This window comes from Actinophytocola sp., from assembly GCF_036555685.1.
In the GTDB taxonomy this organism is placed as follows: Bacteria; Actinomycetota; Actinomycetes; order Mycobacteriales; family Pseudonocardiaceae; genus Actinophytocola.
The window spans coordinates 1-24,138 of the sequence record NZ_DATBKY010000311.1; the positions used below are offsets into that span (position 1 = coordinate 1).

The following is a 24,138-nucleotide window of genomic DNA, read 5'->3' on the forward strand; positions in this document are numbered from 1 at the left end:
CCGGCTGGCCGCGCGCCGCGACGAGACGCTCGAGCTCGTCGCGGCGCTCGGCCGCCGGCTGGCCGGGATCATCGAGTCGTCGGCGTACACGTCGAACGACGACGAGCACGACCCGGAGGGCGTGACGGTCGCGTTCGAGCGCGCCCAGGTGGCCGGGCTGCTGGAGCAGGCACGCGCGGAGCTGCGCGCCCTCGACGCGGCGAGCGAGCGGCTGGCGGCCGGCACCTACGGCAGTTGCGTGCGCTGCGGCGAGCCCATCGCGGAGGAACGTCTCGAGGCCCTACCCGCCGCCCTCACCTGCATCCGCTGCGCCGACCGCCGTTGAGAGCCGGTCCAGCAGCAGGCCGACCACCCGGGACGCGTCGACATCCACGCAGACGCCGATCTCGGGGCGGCCCTGCCACGGCGCCGGGGTGGCGTCGTCGGTGTCGCCCAGGCTCGGCCAGGTCTTGCCGCGGCTGATGCCCTGCGTCTCGACGCGGACCGGCCAGCGGGAGACGGCGAACGCAGCCGGGTCCAGCAGGCAGGCGAGCGCCGTCGGGTCGTGGAGGTAGATGCCGTCCAGGCCGTTCGTGCGCTCCAGGAACGACCGGTACAGCGGCAGCGCGCGGGCGAGCAGGCGTCCGGGCTCCGTCGGCGCGCTCATCAGCCGATCGACGTCGGCGCCGCGCAGGCTCACCCGGTGGGTCACGTCCAGGCCGACCATCGTCACCGGCCAGCGGGCGCCGAACACGACGTCCGCCGCCTCGGGGTCGCTGCGCATGTTCGCCTCGGCCGCCGGCGTGGCGTTGCCCGGCACCAGCGCGTTCCCGCCCATCACGACCACGCGCTCGACCAGCGTGTCGAGGTCGGGGCGCAGCCGCAGCGCGAGCGCCAGGTTCGTCAGCGGGCCGATCGCGAGGATCGTCAGCTCGCCGGGATGCGCGGCGGCCGTGCGGCACAGGAACTCCGCCGCGCTCTGCGCGACCGGCTCGCGGGTGGGCGACGGCGACGGCCCGCCGTCCCCCAGCCCGTCCACGCCGTGCACCTGCGGCACCGGCCCGAGGTACGGCGACGCGAGCGGGTCGGCCGCGCCGCGGGCCACCGGCACGTCCGGCCGGCGGACGATGTCGAGCAACACCAGCGCGTTGCGGGTCGCCACGTCGATCGCGCAGTTGCCGAACACCGTGGTGAGGCCGAGCAGGTCGAGCTCCGGCGACGCGGTGGCGAGCAGGATCGCGAGCGCGTCGTCGATCCCCGGGTCGGTGTCGATGACGACCTTCACGACGCGTGCTCCGCCAGCAGCGCCGCGAACTGTTCGGCGGGCATGATCCGGATGCCGAGGTCGGCCGCCTTCGTGGCCTTCGAACCCGCGCCCTCGCCGACGACCACGAGGTCGGTCTTCGCCGACACCGAGCCGGACGACCGGCCACCGAGCCGCTCCACGGCCTCGTTGCCCTCGGTCCGGGTCAGGCCCGGAACCGCGCCCGTGACGACGACCGTCATCGGCGCGCCGTCCGCGCGGCGCAGCGGCAGGGCCGCGGGCTCCGCGACCGGCTCGGCCGACGGCTCGGTCATGTTGACCCCACGGGCCATCAGCTTCTCGATCACCGGCCGGTAGTCGGCCAGCTCGGCGGCGATCGTGACCGCGCGTTCCGGGCCGACGCCCTCGACGCGCTGCAGGTCCTCCGCCGACGCCTCGAGCAGTGCCCGCATCGTGCCGAACGAGCGGGCCAGGCGCCGGCACATCGCGCGCCCGGCCATCCGCATGCCCAGTGCGGTGAGCACCTTGGACAAGGGCCGCTCCTTCGCGCCCTGGATGCTCGCGACGAGCTTGCCCGCGGAGATCTCGCCCATCCGGTCGAGCCCGACGAGCGTCGGCACGTCCAGGTCGAACAGGTCCGCCGGGTCGGTCACCAGCCCGACGCTCACGACCTGGTCGATGATCTTGTCGCCGAGGTGCTCGATGTCCATCGCGTCGCGGGTGGCGAAGTAGTGCAGCGTCTGGCGCGCCCCGCAGACCCGGCCCTGCACGCAGCGCCACCGCTTCTGCGACCGGTCGATCTCGCCGCCGCAGCGCGGGCATACGTCCGGCGGCTCGAACGGGACCGAGTCGGGCGGCCGCTTGTCGAGCATCGCGCCGGTGATCTCCGGGATCACATCGCCCGCCCGGTGCACGAACACGGTGTCGCCCACCCGGACGTTGCGCCGCACCAGGTCGCCGAAGTTGTGCAGCGTCGCGGAGGTGACGGTGACGCCGCTGATCATCACCGGCTCCAGCACGGCGACCGGCGTGATCACTCCGGTCCGGCCGACCTGGACGTCGATCGCGAGCAGGGTCGTCGTGCGCGTGTCGGTCGGGAACTTGTGGGAGATGCCCCACCGCGGCGCGCGGCTGGACGACCCGGCCGCGTCGCGGTCGGCCGGGTCGTCGGCCTTCACGACCGCGCCGTCCACACCGAACCCGAGCGTCAGCCGGATCTCGGTCAGCCGCGCGACGGCCGCGACGACCTCGTCCATCGTCTCGCAGATCGTCATGCCCGCGGGCGAGCCGAGCGTCGTGGCCACGCCGAGCCGCTCCAGCTCAGAGAGTGCCCGTGAATGCGGCAGGTCCAGCCCGCGCACGGCGTAGGCGAGGAACGACAGCGGCGCTGCGTACGCGCGCTGGTCCGCTCGAAGCGTGCCGGCCGCCGCGCTGCGCGGGTGCGCGAACGGCGGCTCGTCGTGGGCGACGCGCATCTCGTTGGCGGCGGCGAAATCGGTCTCGGTCATGAAGACCTCGCCGCGCACCTCGATCGTCACCGGCTCGGCCAGCCGGCCGGGCAGCCCGGCCGCGCGGCGGGCGATACGGGTGACGTTCTCGCCCGCGACGCCGTCCCCGCGGGTGGCCACCAGGTCCAGCCGCCCGTCCACGTACCGCGCGGCGATGGCCAGCCCGTCGATCTTGGGTTCGACCGTGTACGTGCGCACCGGGTGGCCGACGAGCTTGTCCAACCGGGCCGCCCACCTGAGCAGCCCGTCGGTGTCGAACACGTTGTCCAGTCCGAGCATCGGCTCGCTGTGCACGATGTCGCCGCCGATCGGCACCCCGGCCGCGACGGTCTCCGTCGGTGAGTCCGTGACCGTCCACTCCGGACGCACGGCCTCGGTGGCGGACACCCGGGCGAGCAGCGCGTCGTAGGTGGCGTCGTCCATGAGGAGGTCGGCACCCTCGTAGTAGGCGAGCGCCGCGGACCGGATCTGCGCGACCGCGGTCGCGTACTCCTCGAGCACGTCGAACGGCACCGCGCGCGCCGGGTCGACGGAATCGACGGGATCGACGGAATCGACGGAGGGGGCGGTCTCGGTCGAGTCGGACATGGCTGCAGGTTACGGCCCGTGACCGGTGCCTGGCGACCTCCTCACGTGCGGACGTCACGTCCCGTCGGGGACCGCGAGCTGGATGTCGTTGTTGCCGGCCCAGACGGCGAGGTCGTCGCGCTGGATGGCGGCGGCGATCAGGTCCGGGAACTGGTCGGGGGTGCACGCGAACGTCGGGATGCCCATCGCGGCGAGTGCGGCCGCGTTGTCGTGGTCGTAGGACGGCGCGCCGTCGTCGGAGAGGGCCAGCAGGCACACGACCTGCATGTCGCTCGCCGCCATGGCCTGCGCGCGGCGCAGCATCTCGTCGTTGTCGCCGCCCTCGTACAGGTCGCTGATCAGCACGAAGATCGTGTCGCGCGGGTTTTCGATGCGGGTCTGGCAGTACGCGAGTGCCGAGTTGATGTCCGTGCCGCCGCCGAGCTGCACGCCGAACAGCAGCTCCACCGGGTCGGTCACCAGGTCGGTGAGGTCGGCGACCGCCGTGTCGAACGCGACGATCTGCGTGCGAACCGACCGGATCGACGCGAGCACCGCGCCGAACACGCCCGCGTACACCACCGACGACGCCATCGAGCCGCTCTGGTCCAGGCACAGCACGATCTCCCGGCTCACCTGCGGCAGCCGCCGGCCGTAGCCGACCAGCCGCTCGGGGATCACCGTGCCGTGCTCGGGCTGGTAGTGCTTGAGGTTGGCGAGGATCGTGCGGTTCCAGTCGATGTCCGCGGCGCGTGGCCGGCTGGTGCGCCCGGCGCGGTGCAGCGCCCCGCCGACCGCCTGCCGGGTGGGCTGGGCGAGCCGGCGCTCCAGCTCGTCGACCACCTCGCGCACCACGGCCCGCGCGGTCTCGCGGGAACGCTCGGGGATGGCCTGGTTGAGGCTCAGCAGCGTGCCGACCAGGTGCACGTCCGGCTGCACGGACTCGAGCAGCTCCGGTTCGAGCAGCAGCTGGCGCAGCCCGAGCCGGTCCATCGCGTCGCGCTGCATCACCTGCACGACCGAGGCGGGGAAGTAGCCGCGGATGTCGCCGAGCCAGCGCGCCACCCGCGGCGAGGACCCGCCGAGCCCGCCGCGCCTCTTCTCCTCGCCGTACAACGCGTCGAGGGTCTTGTCGCGCTTGAGGTCCGCGCCGGCCAGTTCCTCGCCGGTGCCGTCGGCCTCCTCGCCGCCGAGGATCAGCCGCCACCGCTTCAGCCGTTCGCTCACGACGGCCCCTCGCAGGCTCGGTGCCGCCGCTCGCGGTCGCCCTGTGTCGATGGTTCGCTCGCAAGCTCGCCCTGTGTCGATGATTCGCTCGCAAGCTCGCTCATTGCAGGATCTCCAGCAGCTTCGGCAGCACGCGCGCGGCGCGCTCGTGGTCCAGGTCGTCCTCCTCGGCGGCGGAGGTGGTGGTGACGCCGCGGTCCAAACGGGCCACCTGCACGCCGATGGCGCGGCGCTCGGCGGGGGCGAAGTCGGCGAACGTGCGGCGCAGCAACGGAAGCAGGCGCTCGAACAGCTCGCCGTCCACGCCCGTCGCCCACCGGTCGACGACCGCCAGCAGCTCCGGCTCGTGCACCAGCAGTGCCGCCTCGCCGGACAGGAACCCGTCGAGCCAGCCGGCCGCCTGCACGGCGTCGGCGGCCGGGGACAACCGCAGCGACAGCCGCCGGCCGGCCTCGGTCACGTCGACGAGGCCGGCGTCGAGCAGCAGCCGCGTGGCCCGTCCCGCGACGAGGCCGTGCACGCCGGGCTGCTCGGCCACCACCCCGAGCGCCCGCTGCCACTCGCGGCGCAGCTCGTCCTGGTCCAGCAGGGCGATGCCGCGCTGCACGCCGTCCACCAGCTCGCGCACGGTCGCCGCGGCGTCGTCGTCCAGCGCCGCGCACGCCGCCGGCAGCCCGACCGCCACGCGGGTGACCACGCCGGCGAGGACCCGCGCCACCAGCTCGGTGTCCGCCCGCCGCACGTTGCCGTACCGGCGGACCCGGGCCATCGGCTCGACGGCGGCCATCAGCCGCGTCGTGTCGTGCTGGCGGGCCGCCCGTTCGTCCAGAGCGGACAGCACGGTCGCGAGCGCCGCGGGCAGGTCCGCGACGAGCGTGGTCTCCACCAGCTCGGCGAGCACGCCGACGTCCGCGTCGCCCGCGCGCTGCGTCACCACCGCGGTCGCCGCCTGCTCGATCGTCGTGCCGTAGCCGGACGCCTCGATCAGGGCCACCTCCAGCTCCGGGCGCCATTCGAGCGTCCACGCCTCGCGGAACGTGCCGCGCGTGCGGCCGACCTCGGCGGGCCGGCCCCACGGCACGTCCAGCAGCAGCAACCGGTGCAGCAGCTTCGACCGGCCCAGGTGCGACTCGGTCCGCAGGTCCAGGTCGATCGTCTGCTCGGCCGCGCTCTGCCGCATCCGCAACGACTTGCGCGTCGCGGCGAGGTCGCGGGCGAGCGGCACCATCGGGGTGTCCGCGGGCACCCGGCCCAGGATGTCGCCCACCAGCAGCTTGCGCGACACCAGCCGCATCGGCACCGGCGAGCCGCCGCCGAGCACCGCCTGCGCGGACTCCGTCACCTCGGTCAGCCCGGGCAGCGGCCGGTCCCGCAGCCCGGCGAGCGCGTGCGCGAGGCGCACCGCCTCGATCACCGCGGCCGACGACACGTCGTGCTGCTCGCCGCGCAGCAGCCGCGCCACCCGCACGAGCCAGCGGGTGATCACGTCGTCCGGCGCGGTGAACAGGTGGTGGTACCAGCCGGGGGAGTCGATGCCGGCGCCGTAGCCGCTGGCCCGCGCGAGCCGCGTCGACGTCCACGGCACCCACGTGGCCGCGACCTTGGTGGCGCGCAGGCCCTTCAGCAGCTGCGTGTCGGAAGTGGCCGACGGGAACGTCTCCGGCACCAGCACCGGCGCGTGCCAGGCGCCGCACACGACGGCGATCGTGCCGTCCTCGCCGCGCCGTGCGGCGCGCATGACGCGGCGCATCGCGGCCTCGCGGCGCTGGGTCTCCAGGTCGATGTCCTGGCCCTCGCGCAGGGTGCGCATCGCGTCGAGAACGGCGTCGAACAGCTCCAGCCCGTGGTAGCGAAGCTCGATCGCGTCCTCCCACCAGCGCTCGGCGTCGTCGTAGCCGGCCGCCTGGGCGAGCGTCGCGATCGGGTCGAACCGGTTCGCGTCCTTGTCCTCGCGCAGCACCAACGCGTTCGCGGCGGGCAGGTCGAGGAACCGGGCGGGCCGGTCGTGCTCGACCGCCCAGCGCAGCGCGACCCACTCCGGGGAGAACACGGCCATCGGGTAGAACGCGGCCACGGCCGGCTTGTCGACCGCGTAGCAGAGCCCGGCCACCGGTGGCCGCATGCCCTCGGACGCGACGAGCGGCGCCACCTTGTCCAGCTCCGGCGGCCCCTCGATGAGCACCAGCGCCGGATCCAGCTCGTCGAGCGCGGCGCGGACCGCGCGGGCCGAGCCGGGCCCGTGGTGCCGGATTCCCAGAATGTGTGTGCTCACACCAGCTCGCGGCAGGCGCGGTAGAGGTCGGACCACGGCTTGCGCTCCCGCACAACGGCTTCCAGGTACTCCTGCCACACGAGCCGGTCGGCCACCGGGTCCTTGACGATCGCGCCGTGCAGCCCGGCGGCCACGTCCCCGGCCCGGACGACGCCGTCGCCGAAGTGCGCGGCGAGCGCGATCCCGTTGGTCATCACGGAGATCGCCTCCGCCGTGGACAGCGTCCCGGACGGCGACTTGATCTTCGTGCGGCCGTCGGCCGTGACGCCGTCACGCAGCTCGCGGAACACCGTGACGACCCGGCGGATCTCGTCGACCGCCTCCAGCTCCGCGGGCAGCCGCAGCGCCTCGCCGAGCTGGTTCACCCGCAGCCGCACGATCTCCACTTCGGACTCGACGTCGTCGGGCAGCGGGAGCACGACGACGTTGAAGCGGCGCTTGAGCGCGGCGGACAGGTCGTTCACGCCGCGGTCGCGGTCGTTGGCGGTGGCGATGACGTTGAACCCGGCGAGCGCCTGGACCTCGTCGTCGAGCTCGGGGATCGGCAGCGACTTCTCGCTCAGCACCGTGATCAGCGCGTCCTGCACGTCGGACGGGATGCGGGTGAGCTCCTCGATGCGTGCGATGCCGCCGGACTCCATCGCGCGCAGCACCGGGCTCGCCACCAGCGCGTGCCGCGACGGGCCCTCGGCGAGCAGCCGGGCGTAGTTCCAGCCGTAGCGGATGGCCTCCTCGGCGGTGCCGGACGTGCCCTGCACGAGCTGCGTGGAGTCGCCGGAGATCGCGGCGGCGAGGTGTTCGGACAGCCACGTCTTGGCGGTGCCGGGCACGCCGAGCAGCAGCAGCGCGCGGTCGGTGGCGAGCGTGGCGATCGCGACCTCGACGAGCCGGCGCGAGCCGAGGTACTTGGGGCTGATCGGGATGCCGTTGTCCAGCTCGCCGCCCAGCACGTAGGTGGCCACGGCCCAGGGGGACAGGTGCCAGTTGGGCGGGCGCGGGCGCTCGTCGGCCTTGGCGAGGGCCGCGAGCTCGTCGGCGTGCTGCTCCTCGGCATGCTGGCGCATCACCTCGGGGAGGGCGTCACTCACGTGAACTCCTGCTGGATCGTCTGGCGGATGGTCAGTGCGTTGGCGAGGCCGCGCAGCGTGCGGCGGCGGGCGCGCTTGTCGGCCGGGGTGCGGGTGAGCCAGTCCTCGACGCCGGGCAGCGCGGCCGGGTCGAGATGCTCGGCCAGGCTGGCGAACGCGAGCGTCAGCACGCCCTCGCTGTTCGCGGTCTGCAGCAGCTGGGTGACGAGGATCGAGAAGTCGGCCGACCACGGGCCCGGGCACGCGGCGAGCAACGCGGCGAACCGGGCGTCCACGTCGATCAACTCGCCGACGATCCCGGTCGCGGTCGCCGGGTCCAGCGCGGCGAGCAGCTCCGGCGTCGGGTTCGCCTCCGCGAGCGCACGCAGCCAGGTCCGGTTCCGCTGGCGCAGCGCGGCTTTCGTCCACCCGGTGACGAGCTCGGGCGGCGCGCCCGCCAGGTCCGGCTCGTCCGGCAGCGGGGCCGCGCCGACGAGCTGGATCAGCCACGACGCGCGCGGGCCGTAGCCGGGCTCGCGCCGGTTGGCGACGCCGTCCCGTTCGGCGGCCGCGTCGGGCTTCTCCGGCAGCTCGACGATGCCGTCGGGCCGGGTCAGCGCGTGCACCCGCGCGGCCATCCGCTGTGCGCGCCGCGAGTTCGGCAGCCGGTCGAGCAGCGTCGCGGCCGCTGCCCGCACGGTCGCCGCCCGATCGTCCAATGCGGTCTCGAGGAACGGTTCGTCCGCGTCGGACAGCCCGACCTCGAGCGCCTCCAGCAGCGTCGCCCGGCCGGTGGCGGGCTCGGCGCGCCAGGTCTGGTCGACCATCCGCAGTCCGGCGGCCGGGTCGTGGCGGCGGACCGCGGTCAGCAGCGCGACCCGCCTGGTCCACGACCCGGTGACGGCGAACTGCTCCGCGGCCGTGTCGACGTCCACCGGCGCCGCCCAGCTCCACCGCGGGTTGCGGGCGGCGAGCCACGTGCCCCGCGGTCCGGCGACGGCGGCCACCTCGTCGCGGAACGCCGGGTTGCCCGACGCCAGTGCCAGAAGCTGCGCCAGCAGCCGGGTGGGTGGCCGGCGGTTCGCGGCGGCGCACGCGGTGAGCCACTGCCGGGTGAGCAGCTCGTTGCCGCCGTCGATGCGGATGTTGCGGTCCAGCAGCAGCTCGAGCACCTGGGTGGCCCGCGGCGAGCACTCGGACCGCGGGTCGTCGGCGGCGGCCGGCACGGTTCCGCCGCGCCAGGCGGGCGGTACCCAGCCGGCGCGGCGGTAGGAACCGAGCACGGCCGCCGCCGCGAGCACGGTCGCCTCCGGACCGTCGATGTCCACATCGGACGGATCGACGACGCCGGTGAACAGGCCGGCCGGCACCGAGCGGCGTCCCGTGCCCACCATCGCCGTACTCAGCAAGGCCTCCCACGTCACAGCGTCACCAGCCGCCCGTCGGCCGCGACGCTGCACGGGTGCAGGTGCCCGTCGTACCACTCGCCGAAGAGATCCACCGGGTGCCCGCCGGACAGGGCGAGCAGCGGCCAGATGTCGGCGTCCGGGGCGAGCGCGAGCGCGGTCCCGTCCACGTCGACGAGCACGGCCCCGTCGTCGCCGGGCACGACCGTGACCGCGCCGAGCGACATCGGGATCCGCGACAGCCACGGGTTGCCCGCCTGCCACCCGGCCGCCAGGTCGAACGCGCCCAGCACGGTCGACGGCGCGGGGTAGCCCGACCCCGTCGTGACGACCGGCTCGTCGGCCAGCAACGCGCGCCGCGGCGGCGAGCCCGGGTAGAGCGCGAGCTCGACGTCGAGCACCGAGCCCAGCACGTGCGGCACCCGCAGCGCGCCGCCCGCCGCGGCGAAGTCCAGCAGCACCGCGACCTCGCCGGTGTCCTCGCCGTAGAGCCAGGTGCGCTGCGACAGCAGCCGCTCGTCCTCCTCCTGGCTCAGCCCGACCACCCACCAGCGGTCCCGCAGCCGCTCGCCGGCGAGCACCTCGTCCTGCCGCCGTGACCAGCCCAGCACCGCCCGCAGGTCGCCCATCGTCGCCGGCGACAGCTCCGCGCGCCGCCGCCACGCGCGCACCGCGAGGTACCAGCGGCCGAGCTGGCCGAGCAGGTGCGGCGCCCAGTCCTGGCGTACGTGCACCGCGCTGCCCATCGTGCGGACCCGCTCGGCGAGCCCGGGTACCTGCGCGTCGACCAGGCGCGCGGCCGCGGTGTCCCAGAACGACGGCGGCTGGCGGCGCACCCCGGCGAGCCCCTGGCGCACCAGGTCGAACAGCCACCGCTCGAACTCGTCCAGCCCGGCGCTCATCAGGCTCTCGCGCTCCGCCACGCGCCTGGCCTGGGCCTCCGGATCGGGTCCGGCGCCCGACGCCCGCGCCTCCTGCCGGGCGGCCCGCTCCGCGCGGTCGTGCGCCCACGCCCGCGCGAAGTCCGCGGTCGCGTCCAGGTCCGCGACCGACCCGTCGTTGGCCGCCCACATCAGCAGCAGGGCCAGGCCGTGCTTGCAGGGGAACTTCCGGCTCGGGCAGGTGCAGCGGAACGCGGGCTCGTTGAGGTCCACCGTGACCTGGTACGGCTCGCGCGAGCTGCCCTGGCACTTGCCCCACACGAGCGAGTCGTTGCTGCCGAGCGCGGACCACTGACGCGGGCGGGCGAGCGCCCGCGCGGCGCGGGCGCTGCCGGGGTCCGGGGCGAGCCCGAGCACCCGCTCCACAGTCCATCTGCCCACGCCGCCGTCCTCCGATCACCGGAGGTCAACACTAGTCCGCGGCACCGACAGCGACCCGCACGCTGCGCGCCCGGGGAAATGCGTGGTCATGCGGCCGGCGGCCGCTTAGCGTGGGCTCATGGGCGTGCTCAAGTCCGTCAACGTCGGGGTGCCGCGGAAGAACCCGTGGAAGACCGTGCGGACCACGGGGATCGACAAGCGACCGGTCGACGGGCCGGTCGCGGTCGCCGCGCCCGGGCCGAAGGGGACCGGAGCGGTCGGGCTCGCCGGGGACCGGGTGTACGACGTCGCCCACCACGGCGGCGACGACCAGGCGGTCTACGCCTACGCCCGCGAGGAGCTCGACGTCTGGGCGGCGCGCCTTCGCCGCACCCTGCCCGCCGGCGTGTTCGGCGAGAACCTCACCACCACCGGGCTCGACGTGGACGGCGCGCTCATCGGCGAGCACTGGCGGGTCGGGCCCGCCGTGCTGCTCGAGGTGTCCTGCCCGCGGATCCCGTGCGGCACGTTCGCGGGCTGGATGGCCGACGCCGGCTGGATCCGCACGTTCATCGAGGCGGGCCGGCCCGGCGCCTACCTGCGCGTGCTCGAACCCGGCGAGATCCGGGCCGGCGACCCGATCACCGTCGAACACCGGCCCGATCACGACGTCACCGTCGAGGTGGCCTTCCGCGCGCTGACCCTCGACTCCGGCCTGCTGCCCCGCCTGCTGGTCGCCGACGCGCTTCCGGCCGCCGACCTCGCGCTCGTCCGTCGCAGGGTCGCACGAATGCGTGTTGACCAGGGCGGCCCGGCGCGGTGAGGTGATCACCATGGCGAAGGCAGACGAGTCGCGGGACGACGTGCCGCTCACAAACCTCGACGGGTCGCTGTTCGACGGTGCCGACGCGACCAAGCGCCACCTCGTCGACTACCTCGACGCCGTGTCGGAGCGGATCCTGCCTGGTCTGCGCGACCGGCCGCTGTCGGTGATTCGCGTGCGGCCCGGGCAGGACCCGTTCATGCAGAAGAACGTGCCGAAGTACACCCCCGCCTGGGTGCGCACGCTCAAGATGTGGGCCGAGGCCTCGCACCGCGAGGTCTCCTACGCGCTGTGCGACGACCGCCGCACGCTGTTCTGGTTCGCCAACCAGCGGGCCGTGGAGTACCACGTCACGCTGTTCCGCGCCGAGCACATGTTCCGGCCCACCCACCTCGTGCTGGACCTCGACCCGCCCGAGGGGTCGGAGTCCTTCCGGCACGCCGTCGACGCCGCCAAGCTCGTCCGCCAGGCGCTGACCGACCTCGGGCTCTCCGGCGCGCTGAAGACCAGCGGCGCCAAGGGCGTGCACGTCATCGTGCCGGTCGAGGACACCGACCCGGATGACGCCGCCGCGGCCACCCGGGCGATCGCCGCCCGCGCCGAGCGGGTCGACCCGTCGATCGCGACGACGGCGTACGTCAAGGCCGAGCGTGGCGGCAAGGTCTTCGTCGACTCCACCCGCGCGCACGGCGCGACGGTGATCGCCGCGTACAGCCCGCGGCTGCGGCCCGGGGTGCCGGTGTCGTTCCCGGTGGCCTGGGCGGACGCGGACGACGTCGTGCCGCGCGACTTCACCATCCGCAACGCCGCCGAGCTGCTGGGCGACCGGGATCCGTGGGCCGAGGCCCTGCCGGACGCCCAGCGGCTACCGGCGGACCTCGTCGCGGAGGGCCACGAGATCCCGGTCGCCCGGGTGGTGGCGATGCACGAGGGGAAGCGGCGCAAGCGGGCCGCGGAGCGGGCGAAGGACGCGGACTAGGGCCCGACCTCGGTGTACTGGTCGGCCAGGACGGGCCAGCGGCCGTGCGGCGGTGAGCTCGAAGCTCCGCGTCCAGTCGGTCCGCGCGAAGAAGCCGTCGATGAACCCCGCGATGAACCCGGCGGGGCGGGGTGCGCTCTCTCACAACGGCAATTGTCGCCCGTATCGGCAACTGAGGGTTACCACCCGGTCGTGTAACCAACGGCATCGTCGCCCGTCACGACCGGCGCACACTCCACTGTGGACGGTCCAGGTGCGACTACTGTCCGCATTGGAGGGCGGACCACTCGTAGACACCCCACACCCCGTCTGATTACATGTCCGGGTTGCCGTCCGAAGTCGGCCCCGCACCCGCTCGCGACGAGAAACCTGTTGGGACACAATGAGCACCCGCACGAGACAACTGCTTCAACGCTCCCGCGACCTGCTCGAACGCTCTCGCGTCGCGGCCGTCCAGTTCCTGGATCAACCCCGTAACCAACCCGGCGCGCTGCCTCGTGTCATCGAGGGTTCGCGCGAGCCGATGATCCACCAGGAACCCGAGGGAGCCGTTGTCGACATCTGCGCCAGCATCGCGCTGCGTGACCTCAATCTCGTGGACTCGCTGTTGTCGCTGCTGGAGACGATGGAGGAGTCGGAGGCCGACCCCGATCGGCTTACCGAGCTCTACCGGCTCGACCACCTCGCCGCCCGGCTGCGGCGCAACGCCGAGAACCTGCGCGTGCTTGCCGGGCGCGACGCGAGCGACGCCGTCTCCGACTCCGCGTCCCTGGTCGACGTGATCCGCGCGGCCATGTCGTCCATCGACGCGTACTCGCGGGTGTCGATCGGGCGCGTGCTGCAGCTCGGTGTCGTCGGCATCGCCGCGGACGACCTGAGCCGGCTGCTCGCCGAGCTGCTCGACAACGGCGCGAAGCAGTCGCCACCGGACACGTCCGTGCGGGTCAGCGCGCACCTCACCGACTCGGGCAGCGTCCTCATGCGCATCGAGGACGACGGCATCGGGATGCCGGCGGAGCGGGTCAGCGAGCTGAACAGCCGCCTGTCCGACGAGCCGAAGCTGAACGACGACTCGGTGCGGCACATGGGCCTCGCCGTGGTCCGCCGGCTGGCGTCGCGGCACGACATGCGCGTGCGGCTCGACCGTCGCTCGCCGCACGGCACCACCGCGATGGTCCTGCTGCCGCCGAGCCTGCTGTGCGAGCTGCCGGACGCCGCGTGGTCGGGCTCGCAGACCGTGGTCCGCAGCGCCGCGATGGCACACCGCGCGCCGCTGCCGGCGCAGCCGGAGCCGGCGTCGGTGCCGGCCGCCCGGCGTCCCTCGCCGCGCCCGCGGCACTCGGCCGAGCCGGCCGAGATGACCGCGAGCGGACTGCCCAAGCGGACGCGGGCCGGCGGCCGTCCGGCGTCCCGCCCGCCGCAGCCCGAGGAGCTGGTCGACCCCGGCCGCACGGTCAACGGGCTGCCCCGCCGGGTGTCGCGGAGCATCAAGAACCCCGACCACGGCGCCGAAGGTGACCCGTTACCACAGCGCACGCCCGAGGAGGAGCACGCGGGCCACGAGCAGCTGCTCGCCGACCTCGACGCGTTCGCGGCGGGAGAGCAGGCCGCCCGCGGCGGCGGCTGGCCGGAGGGCACCGACCCCGACTCACCGCCCGGCCCGGTCGCCGTCTCGGCGCCGGAGGCACCAGAGGCACCAGAGGCACCGCCGGTACCGGAGGCAACGGACCTGCCGGCGGCGCCCGAGGCATCACCTGCTCCCGAGGTCGAGCAGCAGACGGAGCAGCCGGTCGAGCAGCTGGCGGAGCCGGTCGAGCAGCTGGCCGAGCCGGTGCGGGAGTTCGCGCCGGCACCGGAACCGCAGGCCGCTCCCCAGCCGGAGGCGCGACCGGCCTGGCAGGAACAGTCCGCGTACGCGCCGGACAGCATCTTCGACGCCGCGACCGACTCCACGCCCACGCCGCCGCGCGGCTTCCCCATGCCCCCGGACCCGGAGGCCGACCCGGAGCGCGGGCGTGACGGAGGTGCGCAGTGACGACCGCGCACGAGCAGGCAGCCGACATCACCTGGCTGCTGAACGACTTCGTGGACAAGGTGCACGGCGTCACCCACGCGCTGATCACGTCCTCGGACGGGTTTCCGCTGACCGCCTCGGCGGCAGTGCAGCCCGACGACGCCGAGCAGCTCGCCGCGATCGCGAGCGGGCTGCTCAGCCTGGCCGGCAGCAGCGCCGCGCTCTACGGCAAGGGCAACTGCGAGCAGATCATCATCCGGCTGACGCGCGGCTACTTCCTCTTCATGGGAATCGGCACCGGCGCGGGCCTGGCCGTGCTGACCAACTCGGAATGCGACATGCGCGTTGTGGCCTACGAGATGACGCAGTTCGTCACCAACGCCGGCCATGCGCTGACTCCCGAGTTGCGTGCCGACCTGCGCCGGGTGCTGACCGCGCGTCGGCCACAGTCTTGACCTACCTCGCCAAGGACGTGATCACCGTGTCCAGCCCCGACACCGGCGTAGGCCGAGGCGCCCGGCCGCAGACGTACAAGATGAAGAGCAAGCGGGTCCGCCCCTACGCCCTGACCGGTGGGCGCACCCGCACGCGGCACCAGCTGCTCGTCGAGACGCTGATCTCGGTGCCCGAGTTCGACCCCGTGCTCGCGGAGTCGCTCATGCCCGAGTCGCGGGCGCTCTACACCCGCGCCTGCCAGCGACTGTCGATCGCGGAGCTGTCCGCCACGCTCACCCTGCCGCTCGGCGTGGTCCGGGTGCTGATCAGCGATCTGGTCGGGCAGGACGCCGTGTTCATTCACCCGACCGCGTACGCCTACGAGAACAACCCGCAAGTGCTGGAGAGGATCCTCGATGGACTCAAGCAGCTCCCTGTCTGACTCGGGTCTGCTCACGATATCCGCGAAGATCGTCATCGCCGGTGGTTTCGGAGTGGGCAAGACGACGTTGGTCAACTCGGTGTCGGAGGTCGCACCGCTCAACACCGACGCGTGGATGACCGAGGCGAGCGAGGGCGTCGACGACCTGCCGCCCGGCGGCAAGAAGTCGACCACCACGGTCGCGATGGACTTCGGCCGGATCACGCTGCACCAGGACCTGTTGCTGTACCTGTTCGGCACGCCCGGCCAGTCGCGGTTCTGGTTCCTGTGGGACGACCTGTCCCGCGGCGCGCTCGGCGCGGTCGTGCTCGTCGACACCAACCGGATCGACCAGTCGTTCGCCGCGGTCAACTACTTCGAGCACGACTCGGTGCTGCCGTTCATCGTGGCGGTCAACCGGTTCGAGGGAAAGTTCGCCCACGACCTCGACGAGGTGCGCGACGCGCTCGCACTCGCCGACGACGTCCCGCTGATCGAGTGCGACGCCCGCGACCGGGCCGCGTCGATCGGCGTGCTGCAGGCGGTCGTCACGCACTCGCTGGCGTTGTCCCGGGTCTCCGCACCCGGCTGACACACGGCCGCCTTTCTGTACCCGTCCGGAGGAGCAGTCAACACAATGCGCAAGGTGCTGATCGTCGGGGCCGGCCAGTCCGGCCTGCAACTCGCCCTGACGCTGCTGGAGCACGACTTCGAGGTGACCGTCATGTCGGCGCGCACCCCGGAGGAGATCCGCGACGGCCGGGTGATGTCGACCCAGGCGCAGTTCGAACCGGCGCTGGCGCACGAACGCAACCACGGCCTGAACCTGTGGGAGGAGGAGACCACCCCGTTCGAGGGCATCGGCGTGTCGATCGCGGCGCCCGACGGCAGCCGGGCGCTGGACTGGGTCGCCAAGCTCGACGCGCCCGGCCGGTCGGTCGACCAGCGGGTGAAGATGGCCGGCTGGCTCGAGCTGTTCGAGGAGCGTGGTGGGCAGCTCGTCATCCACGGCGTGACCACCGCGGACCTGGACAAGCTCGCCGGGATGTACGACCTCACGGTCGTCGCCGCCGGCAAGGGCGAGCTGGTGCAGCTGTTCGACCGGGACCCGGCGCGCTCGCCGTACACGGCCCCGCAGCGCATGCTCTCAGTCGTCTACGCCCACGGCGTCGGGCCGCGCCCGGAACACCCGGACTACACCGCGGTCCGGTTCAACATCATCCCCGAGGCCGGCGAGCTGTTCATGATCCCGTGCCTCACGACGACCGGGAACTGCGACATCCTCTTCTTCGAGGGCATCCCCGGCGGCCCGCTGGACGTGTTCGGCGACCGGCCGGACCCCGACGAGCACCTGCGGCGCACCCTCGAGCTGATGCGCACGTACCTGCCGTGGGAGTACGAGCGCTCGCGCGACGCGGTGATGACCGACCCGGGCGGCTCGCTGATCGGCGGCTACACGCCGGTCGTGCGGCGCCCGGTCGGCGAGCTGCCGTCGGGCAACGTGGTGCTGGGCATGGCCGACGTGGTCGTGGCGAACGACCCGATCACCGGGCAGGGCTCGAACAACGCGACGCACTGCGCGGAGATGTACCTGCAGGAGATCCTCGCGCACGACGGCCCCTTCGACCGGGCGTGGATGGAACGCACGTTCGAGCGGTACTGGCACTACGCCCAGCACGTCACGGACTGGACCAACGCGATGCTGCAGCCGCCGCCCCCGCACGTGCTGGAGATCATCGGCGCGGCGAGCCAGAACCCCGTGGTGGCACGCCGCTTCGTGAACGGCTTCGCGGACCCGACGGACTTCCAGCACTGGTTCATGGACCCGGAGAAGGCGGCGTCCTTCCTCGCGGAGGCGTCGGTTCCGGCTCGCTGAGTCCCGCCGACGCTGCGTTCTCCGCGGGCTACCGGCCGTCAGGCCCGTAACACTTCCGCCGCAGGTGCCGACGCCCTTACAGCCCTGCGGTCGCGGTGAAGCGGAGATGAAATGCCCTCTTATCTCGTGTGCAGTGTCCCGGTTCACGGGCATGTGACCCCCTTGCTGGAGGTGGCTCGCCACCTCGCCGGGCAAGGGCACTCGGTCCGGTTCCTGACCGGCGCGCGATACCGGGACAAGGTCGAGGCGACCGGCGCGACGTTCCTGCCGCTGCCCCGCGAGGCGGACTACGACGACTCGGACATGGACGCGTCGTTCCCCGGCCGGATCGGCCGCACCGGCGCCGACGGCATCCGGTACGACCTGTGCACGATCTTCATCGCGCCGGCGGGCGCGCAGCTCGCCGCGATCGACGCCGCGATCGAGGACGAGCCGGTGGACGCCATCCTCGCCGAGACCCTGTTCGCCGGCGCGGCCGCGATGCTCACCCGGCCCGACCGGCCGCGCGTGATCAACCTGGGCATCCTCCCGATGTCCATCCGCCACCCCGATGTCGCGCCGACGGGCATGGGTGTCCCGCCCATGCGCGGCCCGTTCGGGCGGCTGCGCAACGCGGTGCTCACCGCGGCCGCCGACCTGATCGTGTTCAAGCAGGTCCAACGGCTGGCGGAGAAGGTGTTCTTCTCGGCGACCGGCCGTGCGATCGACGGCCCGGTCCTCGACTGGACCGCCCGGGCGGACGCGGTCGTGCAGTTCACGGTGCCGGGCTTCGAGTACCCGCGGCCGGGCCTGCCGGACACCGTCCACTTCGTCGGCCCGATGAGCCGTGGCGCGGTGTCGGACGTGCCGGTCCCCGACTGGTGGGGCGACCTCGACGACGGGGCCCGCCCGGTCGTGCACGTCACCCAGGGCACGGTCGCCAACAAGGACTACCGCCAGCTCATCCGCCCGGCGGTCGAGGGCCTGGCGGACGTCGGCGTGCTCGTGGTGGTCAGCACCGGCGGCCGCGACGTGTCGACGCTGGACTTCCCGCTGCCCGGCAACGTCCGGGTGGCGCCCTACCTGCCCTACGACAAGCTGCTCCCGCGCACGGACGTGATGGTCTCGAACGGCGGCTACGGCGGCGTCCACTACGCGATGGAGCACGGCGTCCCGCTGGTGGTGGCCGGCCGGACGGAGGACAAGATCGAGGTCACCACGCGGGTCGGCTGGTCGGGCGTGGGCCTCGACCTGAACACGAACTACCCGGACCCGGCGAAGGTCGCCGCCGCGGTGCGCAAGGTGCTCGCCGACCCGGGCTACCAGCAGGCGAGCGCCCGCATCGGCGCGGAGATCGCCCGCTCCCCGGGCCTGGCCGGCCTGGCCAAGATCGTCGCCGGGTAGGCCGAGAGCGAAACTCGCCGAACCCGCGCCGGCACTGCGCCATGATCGCCAGGTGCGGAGCGGGTTCCGGCGAATGGTCACCGCGGATGTCGCGAGCCAGCTGGGCGACCAGATCACGCGCGTCGCCCTGCCGCTGGTCGCGGTGGTCGCCCTCGACGCGAGCGCGTTCGAGGTCGGCGTCCTCGTCGCGCTGGGCCGCCTCGCGTTCTCCGCCGCGGTGCTCGCGCGTATCGGCACGCCCGAGCCCGCCTCGGCCGCGCCGCGGCGGGAACGGCGGATCCGCGACGGGGTCGCGTTCGTGCTCGCCGACCAGGGCCTGCGCGCGATCCTGCTCATGGCGTCGACCGGCAACCTGGCATTCGGCGCGTGGTACGCGATCCAGCCGGTGTTCCTCCTCCGCGACCTGCGCCTCGACGCCGCCGCGTACGGCGTCCTGCTCGGCATGGCGGCGGCCGGCGGCGTCGCGGGCTCGGCATTGTCGGCCCGCTTCGCCGGCGCCTTCGGCAGCGCGCGGTACCTCCTGGTCGCCGTGGTCGCGGCCGGCCTTTGCTTCCTGCTCGTACCGCTCACCGGACCGGACCGGGCCTCGCGCCGTTCGTCGTCGGCGCGTTCGGGACGAGCTTCTGCCTCGCCGGCACCGGGGTCGCCGCGGTGACCTATCGGCAGGCGACGTGCCCGCCGGAGCTGCTCGGCCGGGTCACCGCCGTCACCCGCCTGCTGCCGATGGGCAGCGTGCCACTCGGCGGGTTCGCCGGCGGCGCGTGCGCGGAATGGCTCGGCACGCGACCGACGCTGTGGCTCTGCGCCGGCATCCTGCTCGCCTCGCCCCTGCCCGCGCTGCTGTCGCCGATACGCACCTGGCGGGACTTCCCCGTGCGGTGATGTCGAGAACCGCCGGCCGGCCTCTACGTCCCGGGTGACGGCGCCCCGGCCGGGGCGCCCGGACCGGGAGAACCGAGATGATCAACCTCTGGGCCGTCGCGGTGGCGACCGTCGCCGCGTTCGTCGCCAGCAGCGTCTACTACTCCGCCTTCGACAAGCTGCGTGCCGGGCTGCTCGGCACCGAGCCCGCCGCCGGATCACGGCCGCCCGCGTGGAAGGTCGGCGTCGAGCTGCTCCGCAGCCTCGTCATCGCCGCCTCGATCGCCGTCGCCGTCACGCGGCTCGACATCGCCGGCCCAGGCACGATCCTGCTGCTGGGCCTCGGCGTCTGGCTCGCGTTTCCCGTCACGATCCTCACCGGCTCGATCGTCTGGGACGACGTCCCGTGGCGGCTCGCGGCCCTGCACGCCGGCGACTGGCTGCTCAAGGCGATCCTCGTCGCCCTCGTCGTGGGCCTGTGGCAGTAGGCGCGCCGGTACGCGCTGGCGCGCCCCCCGCGGGCCGCTCGGCCCGGCGCAGGTCCTGCCGCACTCGACGGCCCCGGGTGGTGCGAGCCGGCTAGTGCTGCTCCGGCGGGCGGGGGCCGTAGCGCGCGAGGACCCGGGCGCGCAGGTTCGGATCGGTGCGGGGGACTGGTTCGAGGAAGATCTCGTCCAGGTCGCCGAAGCGGTCGGACAGATCACCCGCGATGCGGACGCACGCGTGCTCGAGGTCGGTGGAGGTCAGGCCGTCCACGAAGTCGAGCCGGGCGCACAGCAGGACGCGGTCGGTACCGGTGACCATCGTCAGCAGGTCGACCACCTCCACCACCTCGTCCACCTCGCGCAGGTACTTCCGGATGGCGAACACCACGTTCGGGTCCGCCTGCCGGCCGATCAGCAGGCCCATGTTCGTGCGGCCCAGCAGGTAGGCCACGCACGCCAGCAGCACGCCGATGAGCACCGAGGCGATACCGTCCCAGAACGCCTGGCCGGTGATGTCGTGCATGGCGAGCCCGCCGAACGCGAGCAGCACGCCCACCAGCGCGGCACTGTCCTCGAAGAACACGGTCTTCACCGTCGGGTCGTCCAGCAGCCGTAGATACTCGCGCAGCGAGCGCCCCTCCGCGGCCGACTCCGTGCGCACCTGCTTGAGCGCCCGTAGCCACGAGATGCCCTCCAGCACGAACGCGCCCGCGAGGACGAGGTAGCCGATCAGCACGCTGCTCTGCTCGTGGCCTTCGCCGAAGATCGTGGTGAAGCCCTCGTAGAAGGCGAACAGCGCACCGGAGGTGAAGATCGACACGGCGGCCATCAGCGACCAGAAGTAGCGCTCCTTGCCGTAGCCGAACGGGTGCCGCCGGTCCGCCGGCTTCTCCGAGCGGCGCAGCGCCGTGAGGAGCAGCGCCTCGGTGAACGTGTCGGCCACGGAGTGCGCGGCCTCCGACAGCATCGCGCCGGATCCGGTGATCAGGCCGGCGATGAGCTTTAGGATCGCGATGGCCAGGTTCGCGCCGAGCGCGATGAGCACGGTGAGCATGCTCTCCGAGCGTTCCTGCTCCGCCATCTCGCCTCCCGGGGTCCGGCTACTGACCCTAGCCGGGGAACCCGCACCCGGCGCGGTTACGACGTCGCGGCGCCCATCGACGAGGTGATCTCCCCGACCCGGCCGTCTGGACCGAAGTGGACGGTCAGGGCCAGGCCCGGCCCGCTCATCGTGAGCCGCGAGCCGTTCGGGTCGAAGGCCGGGTTGAGGCCGCGGCGTGCGGCGTAGGAGTGCAGCGCGCGGCGCGGGTCGCGGAGCTCGAGCTCGGCGGTCGTCTCGGTGAGGATCCGGGTCACGCGCGCGGGATCGGGCGGGGGGAGGGCGAAGTCGGGGTGCTCGAGGAGGAACGCGGCGCGCGTGCCGCCCGCGACCTCGCCGCAATAGCTCGTCCAGACGTTGGAGACGGCCTTCGCCGCCTCGAGGAACATGCCGGCGACGAGGTGCGGGTCGCCGGGGGAGCCGGGCAGGCTCGCGAACGGCACCTCCGGCTCGGCGAGCTCGGGGATCGCGTGCCTACGGCCGAAGTCGCGGACGTACTCGCCGAGGCCGATGACCGCGGTCGGGTAGTCGGTCGGGTTGGCCCAGCCCCACAGCCACGTGCCGGGTCCGGGTGCCGCGCTGCCGAGCAGGTGCACCCGGCTGCAGGTGCGGGGTGTCGCGCCGGTGAAGTCGAATGCCGGCCGAGCCAGGTCGACGTGCCAGGAGTGGTCTCCGAGCACGTCGGCGAGATGCAGTTGGTGTTCGAAGGAGAGCAGGGCTGCGTCATCGAGCAGCTCGGTGAACGTCGGCACGTCCTGGACATTAATCAGCGGTCGCGGGATCCGTGGCCGTTTCGCGCTGCCGGCGGGACCAGCGGTTGTGGTGTTTGCAGCTGTAATCCTCGCGCCGGTAGAGCATCGCGAGCAGCATCGTGCCGAGCATCAGGACGTGGCCCCCGGTCATCAGGAACCCGGCGCCGATCACGCCGAGCCACAGCGGGACGAGCAGGACCGCGAACGGCAGGTACATGGCGACGGCCATCTCGACGATCGGGGCGGCGGTGTGGCCGCGGAACCACATCCACAGCGACATCCCGACGACCATGTCCGTGGCCATCGACATCGCCATCACGTCCGTGCGGTCCATGGCGTTCGAGCCGAGCGCCGCGAACACCGCGTGCCACACCGGCGCGAACACGCCCATGCCGATGAACATCGCGATGACCATCTCGACGTAGTGGAAGGCGAACCGGCGGTTTGCGGTGGTTGTCGTCGTCATGGGTCGTATGTATACCCCGTGGGGGTATGAGGTGTCCAGGCTACGCGCGGTCGAGTTCGCCCGGTTGGCCTAGCGTGGAGTCGTGTCCGCCGTCCGGATAGCCGTCCTCGGCGCGCTGGTCCTCGCGGTCGCGGCCCTGACCGCGTCGTTGGGTGGGCTGGTCGCGCTCGACGTCGCGACGCGCGACTGGCTGATCGAGCACCGGGCGCGGCCGCTGACCGCGGTGATGACGGCGTTCACGACGATCGGCAGCTCGGCGGTGCTGGTCACGCTCGCGTTCGGCGTCATGGTGTGGCTCGGCGTGGCTCGGCGGCGCCGCGAGGCGGTGCTCGTGGGCGGCACGACCGCGGGCGCGCTGGTGCTGAGCCCGGTGCTGAAGAACCTCGTCGAGCGGGCCCGCCCGGGCGACGCGCACCTGGTGCTGGTGAACAGCTGGGCCTACCCGTCGGGCCACTCGCTGACGTCGACCGCGGTGATCGGCGTGCTGACCACGCTGGCCGCGAGCCACCTCGCCAGCCGCCGCGCCCGCGCGGCCGTGCTCGTGGCGGGCGCGCTCCTGATCGCGGCCGTCGGCATCAGCCGCGTCTACCTGGGCGTCCACTGGCCGACGGACGTCCTGGCCGGCTGGCTCATCGGCGCCCTCTGGCTCGCGGTCTGCTTGCTGGTCTACGACCGCGCCGCGCGGGACCGGGTCAGGAGTGGTAGCCCTCCGCGATGATGCGTTCCGCGGGTCTCTTCGACGCCCAGGTCGATGTGTGCCATGACCTCGAAGCTTGCGGCGGCCGCGGGCCGGGCCTACCGCTGAATTGCCGGACGCAGCGAGCGCAGCAGCGGCATTGTCAGCACGCTCAGCGCGGCGAGCAACAGGAACGCCACCGGCGGCGCCTCGACGAGCACCCCCACCACCGCCGCCAGCACCAGGCCGCCGAGGTTGCCGCTGAGCCAGATCAGTCCGGTCGCCGTGCCCTCGGCCGCACCGGCCCGCCGCTCGGTCAGCTCCAGCACGATCGGCAGCGCGGGCAGCAGCGCCAGCCCGAGCGCGATCACCGCGACGAACCCGACGGCGAGGCCCGGCACGGTCGCCAGCGCCACGCAGGCCAGCGCGGTCACCGCGAGCGCGAGCCCCATGACCGTCACCTCGAGCCGCCGCCTGCTGGCGAACACCGGTACGACCGCGCACCCGACCACGCCGGCCACCACGTTCGCGACGAGCAGCAACCCGGCCGTCGCCTCCGGCACGCCCGCCGGCTCCAGCAGCGGCTGCAGGAACGTCGACAGCGACACGAACACCCCGAACGGCACGAAGACCAGCGCGCACAGGCGCCGGATTCCCGGATCCCGCAAGGCGAGCCGCAACGCGCCGAACCCGGTGGCCGCCGCGCGTTCCGCCGCGAACGGTGCCGGGCGCCGCAGGACGACCAGTACCGCGAGCCCGACGGCGACCGCGATGCCCGCCTGCACCGCGAGCAGCGGCCGGATCCCCGACGGCGACGCGAAGACCGCCCCGAGCCCGAACCCCACGATCAGCCCGGCGAACGTCCCCGCCGAGCCGATCGCGATGCCCGTGGCCCGGTGCTCCGGCGGCAGGTTCCGCGACGCCACACCGGTGATCGCGTTCAGCACCAGCGGCTGCGCCACCCCGACGAGCAGCTGCCCGGCCAGCGCCCAGCCGTACCCCGGCGCCAGCCGCACCCGCGCGCCCGCCGCCGCCAGCACCGCACCCAGCGCGAGCCCGCCCCGGAACCAGCGGTCCAGCACCATCCCGGCCGGGACGGCCAGCAGCACGTACAGCAACGGGAACACGTTCGCGAGCCAGCCGATCGCGGCGTCCGACACCCCGTAGTAGCTCGCGGCCGCGTCGGTTACCGGCGCGTAGGTGATCCACAGGACCTGCGTCACCGCGCCGAGCAGCGCGTACCCCACGACCACCGACCACCGCGCCATGCCGCCGCC

The 24,138-nt window shown here is 73.3% G+C and carries 24 protein-coding genes; 13 read left to right on the top strand and 11 right to left on the bottom strand.

Annotated elements, in window-relative coordinates; genetic code table 11:
- On the top strand, positions 1-325 hold a 325-nt coding region (locus tag VH969_RS32900; protein ID WP_414638658.1), incomplete at its 5' end, for a TraR/DksA family transcriptional regulator.
- Here the strand turns inward: VH969_RS32900 and VH969_RS32905 are convergent.
- The 7 genes from VH969_RS32905 to VH969_RS32935 all read right to left on the bottom strand — a co-directional run bounded on the left by VH969_RS32905 (position 281) and on the right by VH969_RS32935 (position 10,612).
- Positions 281-1,264, bottom strand: coding sequence for a nucleoside hydrolase (locus VH969_RS32905; RefSeq protein WP_331981667.1), 984 nt, complete (start codon positions 1,262-1,264; stop codon positions 281-283). The two genes, VH969_RS32900 and VH969_RS32905, sit on opposite strands and share 45 nt — an antisense overlap.
- The gene (gene ligA, locus VH969_RS32910) at positions 1,261-3,339 is read right to left on the bottom strand and encodes an NAD-dependent DNA ligase LigA (protein WP_331981670.1); all 2,079 of its coding nucleotides are present in this window, start codon (positions 3,337-3,339) and stop codon (positions 1,261-1,263) included. Before ligA ends, VH969_RS32905 begins: the two co-directional genes overlap by 4 nt.
- A 54-nt stretch (positions 3,340-3,393) precedes the next feature.
- Positions 3,394-4,545, bottom strand: coding sequence for a VWA domain-containing protein (locus VH969_RS32915; RefSeq protein ID WP_331981672.1), 1,152 nt, complete (start codon positions 4,543-4,545; stop codon positions 3,394-3,396).
- Between the two features lie 100 nt (positions 4,546-4,645).
- Complete coding sequence (locus VH969_RS32920; protein WP_331981674.1) at positions 4,646-6,817, bottom strand: DUF5682 family protein; 2,172 nt, start codon at positions 6,815-6,817, stop codon at positions 4,646-4,648.
- The gene (locus tag VH969_RS32925) at positions 6,814-7,881 is read right to left on the bottom strand and encodes an ATP-binding protein (RefSeq protein WP_331981780.1); all 1,068 of its coding nucleotides are present in this window, start codon (positions 7,879-7,881) and stop codon (positions 6,814-6,816) included. Before VH969_RS32925 ends, VH969_RS32920 begins: the two co-directional genes overlap by 4 nt.
- A gap of 20 nt (positions 7,882-7,901) precedes the next feature.
- Positions 7,902-9,308, bottom strand: coding sequence for a DUF5691 domain-containing protein (locus tag VH969_RS32930; protein ID WP_331981676.1), 1,407 nt, complete (start codon positions 9,306-9,308; stop codon positions 7,902-7,904).
- The gene (locus tag VH969_RS32935) at positions 9,305-10,612 is read right to left on the bottom strand and encodes an SWIM zinc finger family protein (protein WP_331981678.1); all 1,308 of its coding nucleotides are present in this window, start codon (positions 10,610-10,612) and stop codon (positions 9,305-9,307) included. Before VH969_RS32935 ends, VH969_RS32930 begins: the two co-directional genes overlap by 4 nt.
- 118 nt (positions 10,613-10,730) lie before the next feature.
- On the opposite strand from VH969_RS32935, the gene VH969_RS32940 reads away from it, so the two are divergent.
- From VH969_RS32940 to VH969_RS32990, 11 genes are all read left to right on the top strand, one after another.
- Entirely contained in the window at positions 10,731-11,414 is a 684-nt protein-coding gene (locus tag VH969_RS32940; RefSeq protein WP_331981680.1) for an MOSC domain-containing protein, read from the top strand.
- A gap of 10 nt (positions 11,415-11,424) precedes the next feature.
- Positions 11,425-12,393 carry a DNA polymerase domain-containing protein gene (locus VH969_RS32945; RefSeq protein WP_331981683.1) on the top strand — a complete coding sequence of 323 codons (969 nt, stop codon included), beginning with the start codon at positions 11,425-11,427 and terminating at the stop codon, positions 12,391-12,393.
- Between the two features lie 523 nt (positions 12,394-12,916).
- Positions 12,917-14,428, top strand: a complete 1,512-nt coding sequence (locus tag VH969_RS32950) for a sensor histidine kinase (protein WP_331981686.1) — start codon at positions 12,917-12,919, stop codon at positions 14,426-14,428.
- Positions 14,425-14,862: a roadblock/LC7 domain-containing protein gene (locus VH969_RS32955; protein WP_331981689.1), complete on the top strand. Its 438-nt coding sequence runs from the start codon at positions 14,425-14,427 to the stop codon at positions 14,860-14,862. The genes VH969_RS32950 and VH969_RS32955 overlap by 4 nt, the downstream gene beginning before the upstream one ends.
- 80 nt (positions 14,863-14,942) lie before the next feature.
- Positions 14,943-15,284, top strand: coding sequence for a DUF742 domain-containing protein (locus VH969_RS32960; protein WP_331981783.1), 342 nt, complete (start codon positions 14,943-14,945; stop codon positions 15,282-15,284).
- Positions 15,259-15,855: a GTP-binding protein gene (locus tag VH969_RS32965; protein WP_331981692.1), complete on the top strand. Its 597-nt coding sequence runs from the start codon at positions 15,259-15,261 to the stop codon at positions 15,853-15,855. Before VH969_RS32960 ends, VH969_RS32965 begins: the two co-directional genes overlap by 26 nt.
- Positions 15,856-15,900: 45 nt before the next feature.
- Entirely contained in the window at positions 15,901-17,139 is a 1,239-nt protein-coding gene (locus VH969_RS32970; protein WP_331981695.1) for a styrene monooxygenase/indole monooxygenase family protein, read from the top strand.
- Between the two features lie 171 nt (positions 17,140-17,310).
- Positions 17,311-18,522, top strand: a complete 1,212-nt coding sequence (locus tag VH969_RS32975) for a nucleotide disphospho-sugar-binding domain-containing protein (protein WP_331981786.1) — start codon at positions 17,311-17,313, stop codon at positions 18,520-18,522.
- Between the two features lie 52 nt (positions 18,523-18,574).
- On the top strand, positions 18,575-19,177 hold the full coding sequence (locus VH969_RS32980) for an MFS transporter (RefSeq protein WP_331981698.1): 603 nt from the start codon (positions 18,575-18,577) through the stop codon (positions 19,175-19,177).
- A complete protein-coding gene (locus VH969_RS32985) occupies positions 19,174-19,404 on the top strand; it encodes a hypothetical protein (RefSeq protein WP_331981701.1) in 231 nt (76 codons plus the stop codon). The genes VH969_RS32980 and VH969_RS32985 overlap by 4 nt, the downstream gene beginning before the upstream one ends.
- Positions 19,405-19,481: 77 nt before the next feature.
- A complete protein-coding gene (locus tag VH969_RS32990; protein ID WP_331981703.1) occupies positions 19,482-19,871 on the top strand; it encodes a DUF1761 domain-containing protein in 390 nt (129 codons plus the stop codon).
- A gap of 91 nt (positions 19,872-19,962) precedes the next feature.
- Here VH969_RS32990 and VH969_RS32995 read toward each other — a convergent pair whose 3' ends face one another.
- Genes VH969_RS32995 through VH969_RS33005 form a run of 3 tightly spaced genes read right to left on the bottom strand, consistent with a single transcriptional unit; the run spans position 19,963 to position 22,185 of the window.
- On the bottom strand, positions 19,963-20,949 hold the full coding sequence (locus VH969_RS32995) for a cation diffusion facilitator family transporter (protein ID WP_331981706.1): 987 nt from the start codon (positions 20,947-20,949) through the stop codon (positions 19,963-19,965).
- A gap of 56 nt (positions 20,950-21,005) precedes the next feature.
- A complete protein-coding gene (locus VH969_RS33000) occupies positions 21,006-21,719 on the bottom strand; it encodes a DUF6882 domain-containing protein (RefSeq protein WP_331981709.1) in 714 nt (237 codons plus the stop codon).
- A gap of 10 nt (positions 21,720-21,729) precedes the next feature.
- Positions 21,730-22,185, bottom strand: coding sequence for a hypothetical protein (locus tag VH969_RS33005; RefSeq protein ID WP_331981712.1), 456 nt, complete (start codon positions 22,183-22,185; stop codon positions 21,730-21,732).
- Positions 22,186-22,267: 82 nt separating this feature from the next.
- Here VH969_RS33005 and VH969_RS33010 point away from each other — a divergent pair, with 82 nt between their 5' ends.
- Positions 22,268-22,903 (top strand): phosphatase PAP2 family protein, encoded by a 636-nt coding sequence (locus VH969_RS33010; protein WP_331981714.1) that lies wholly within the window; start codon positions 22,268-22,270, stop codon positions 22,901-22,903.
- Positions 22,904-22,980: 77 nt separating this feature from the next.
- On the opposite strand, the gene VH969_RS33015 is transcribed toward VH969_RS33010, so the two are convergent.
- The gene (locus VH969_RS33015) at positions 22,981-24,129 is read right to left on the bottom strand and encodes an MFS transporter (RefSeq protein ID WP_331981717.1); all 1,149 of its coding nucleotides are present in this window, start codon (positions 24,127-24,129) and stop codon (positions 22,981-22,983) included.
- Positions 24,130-24,138 lie beyond the last annotated feature (9 nt).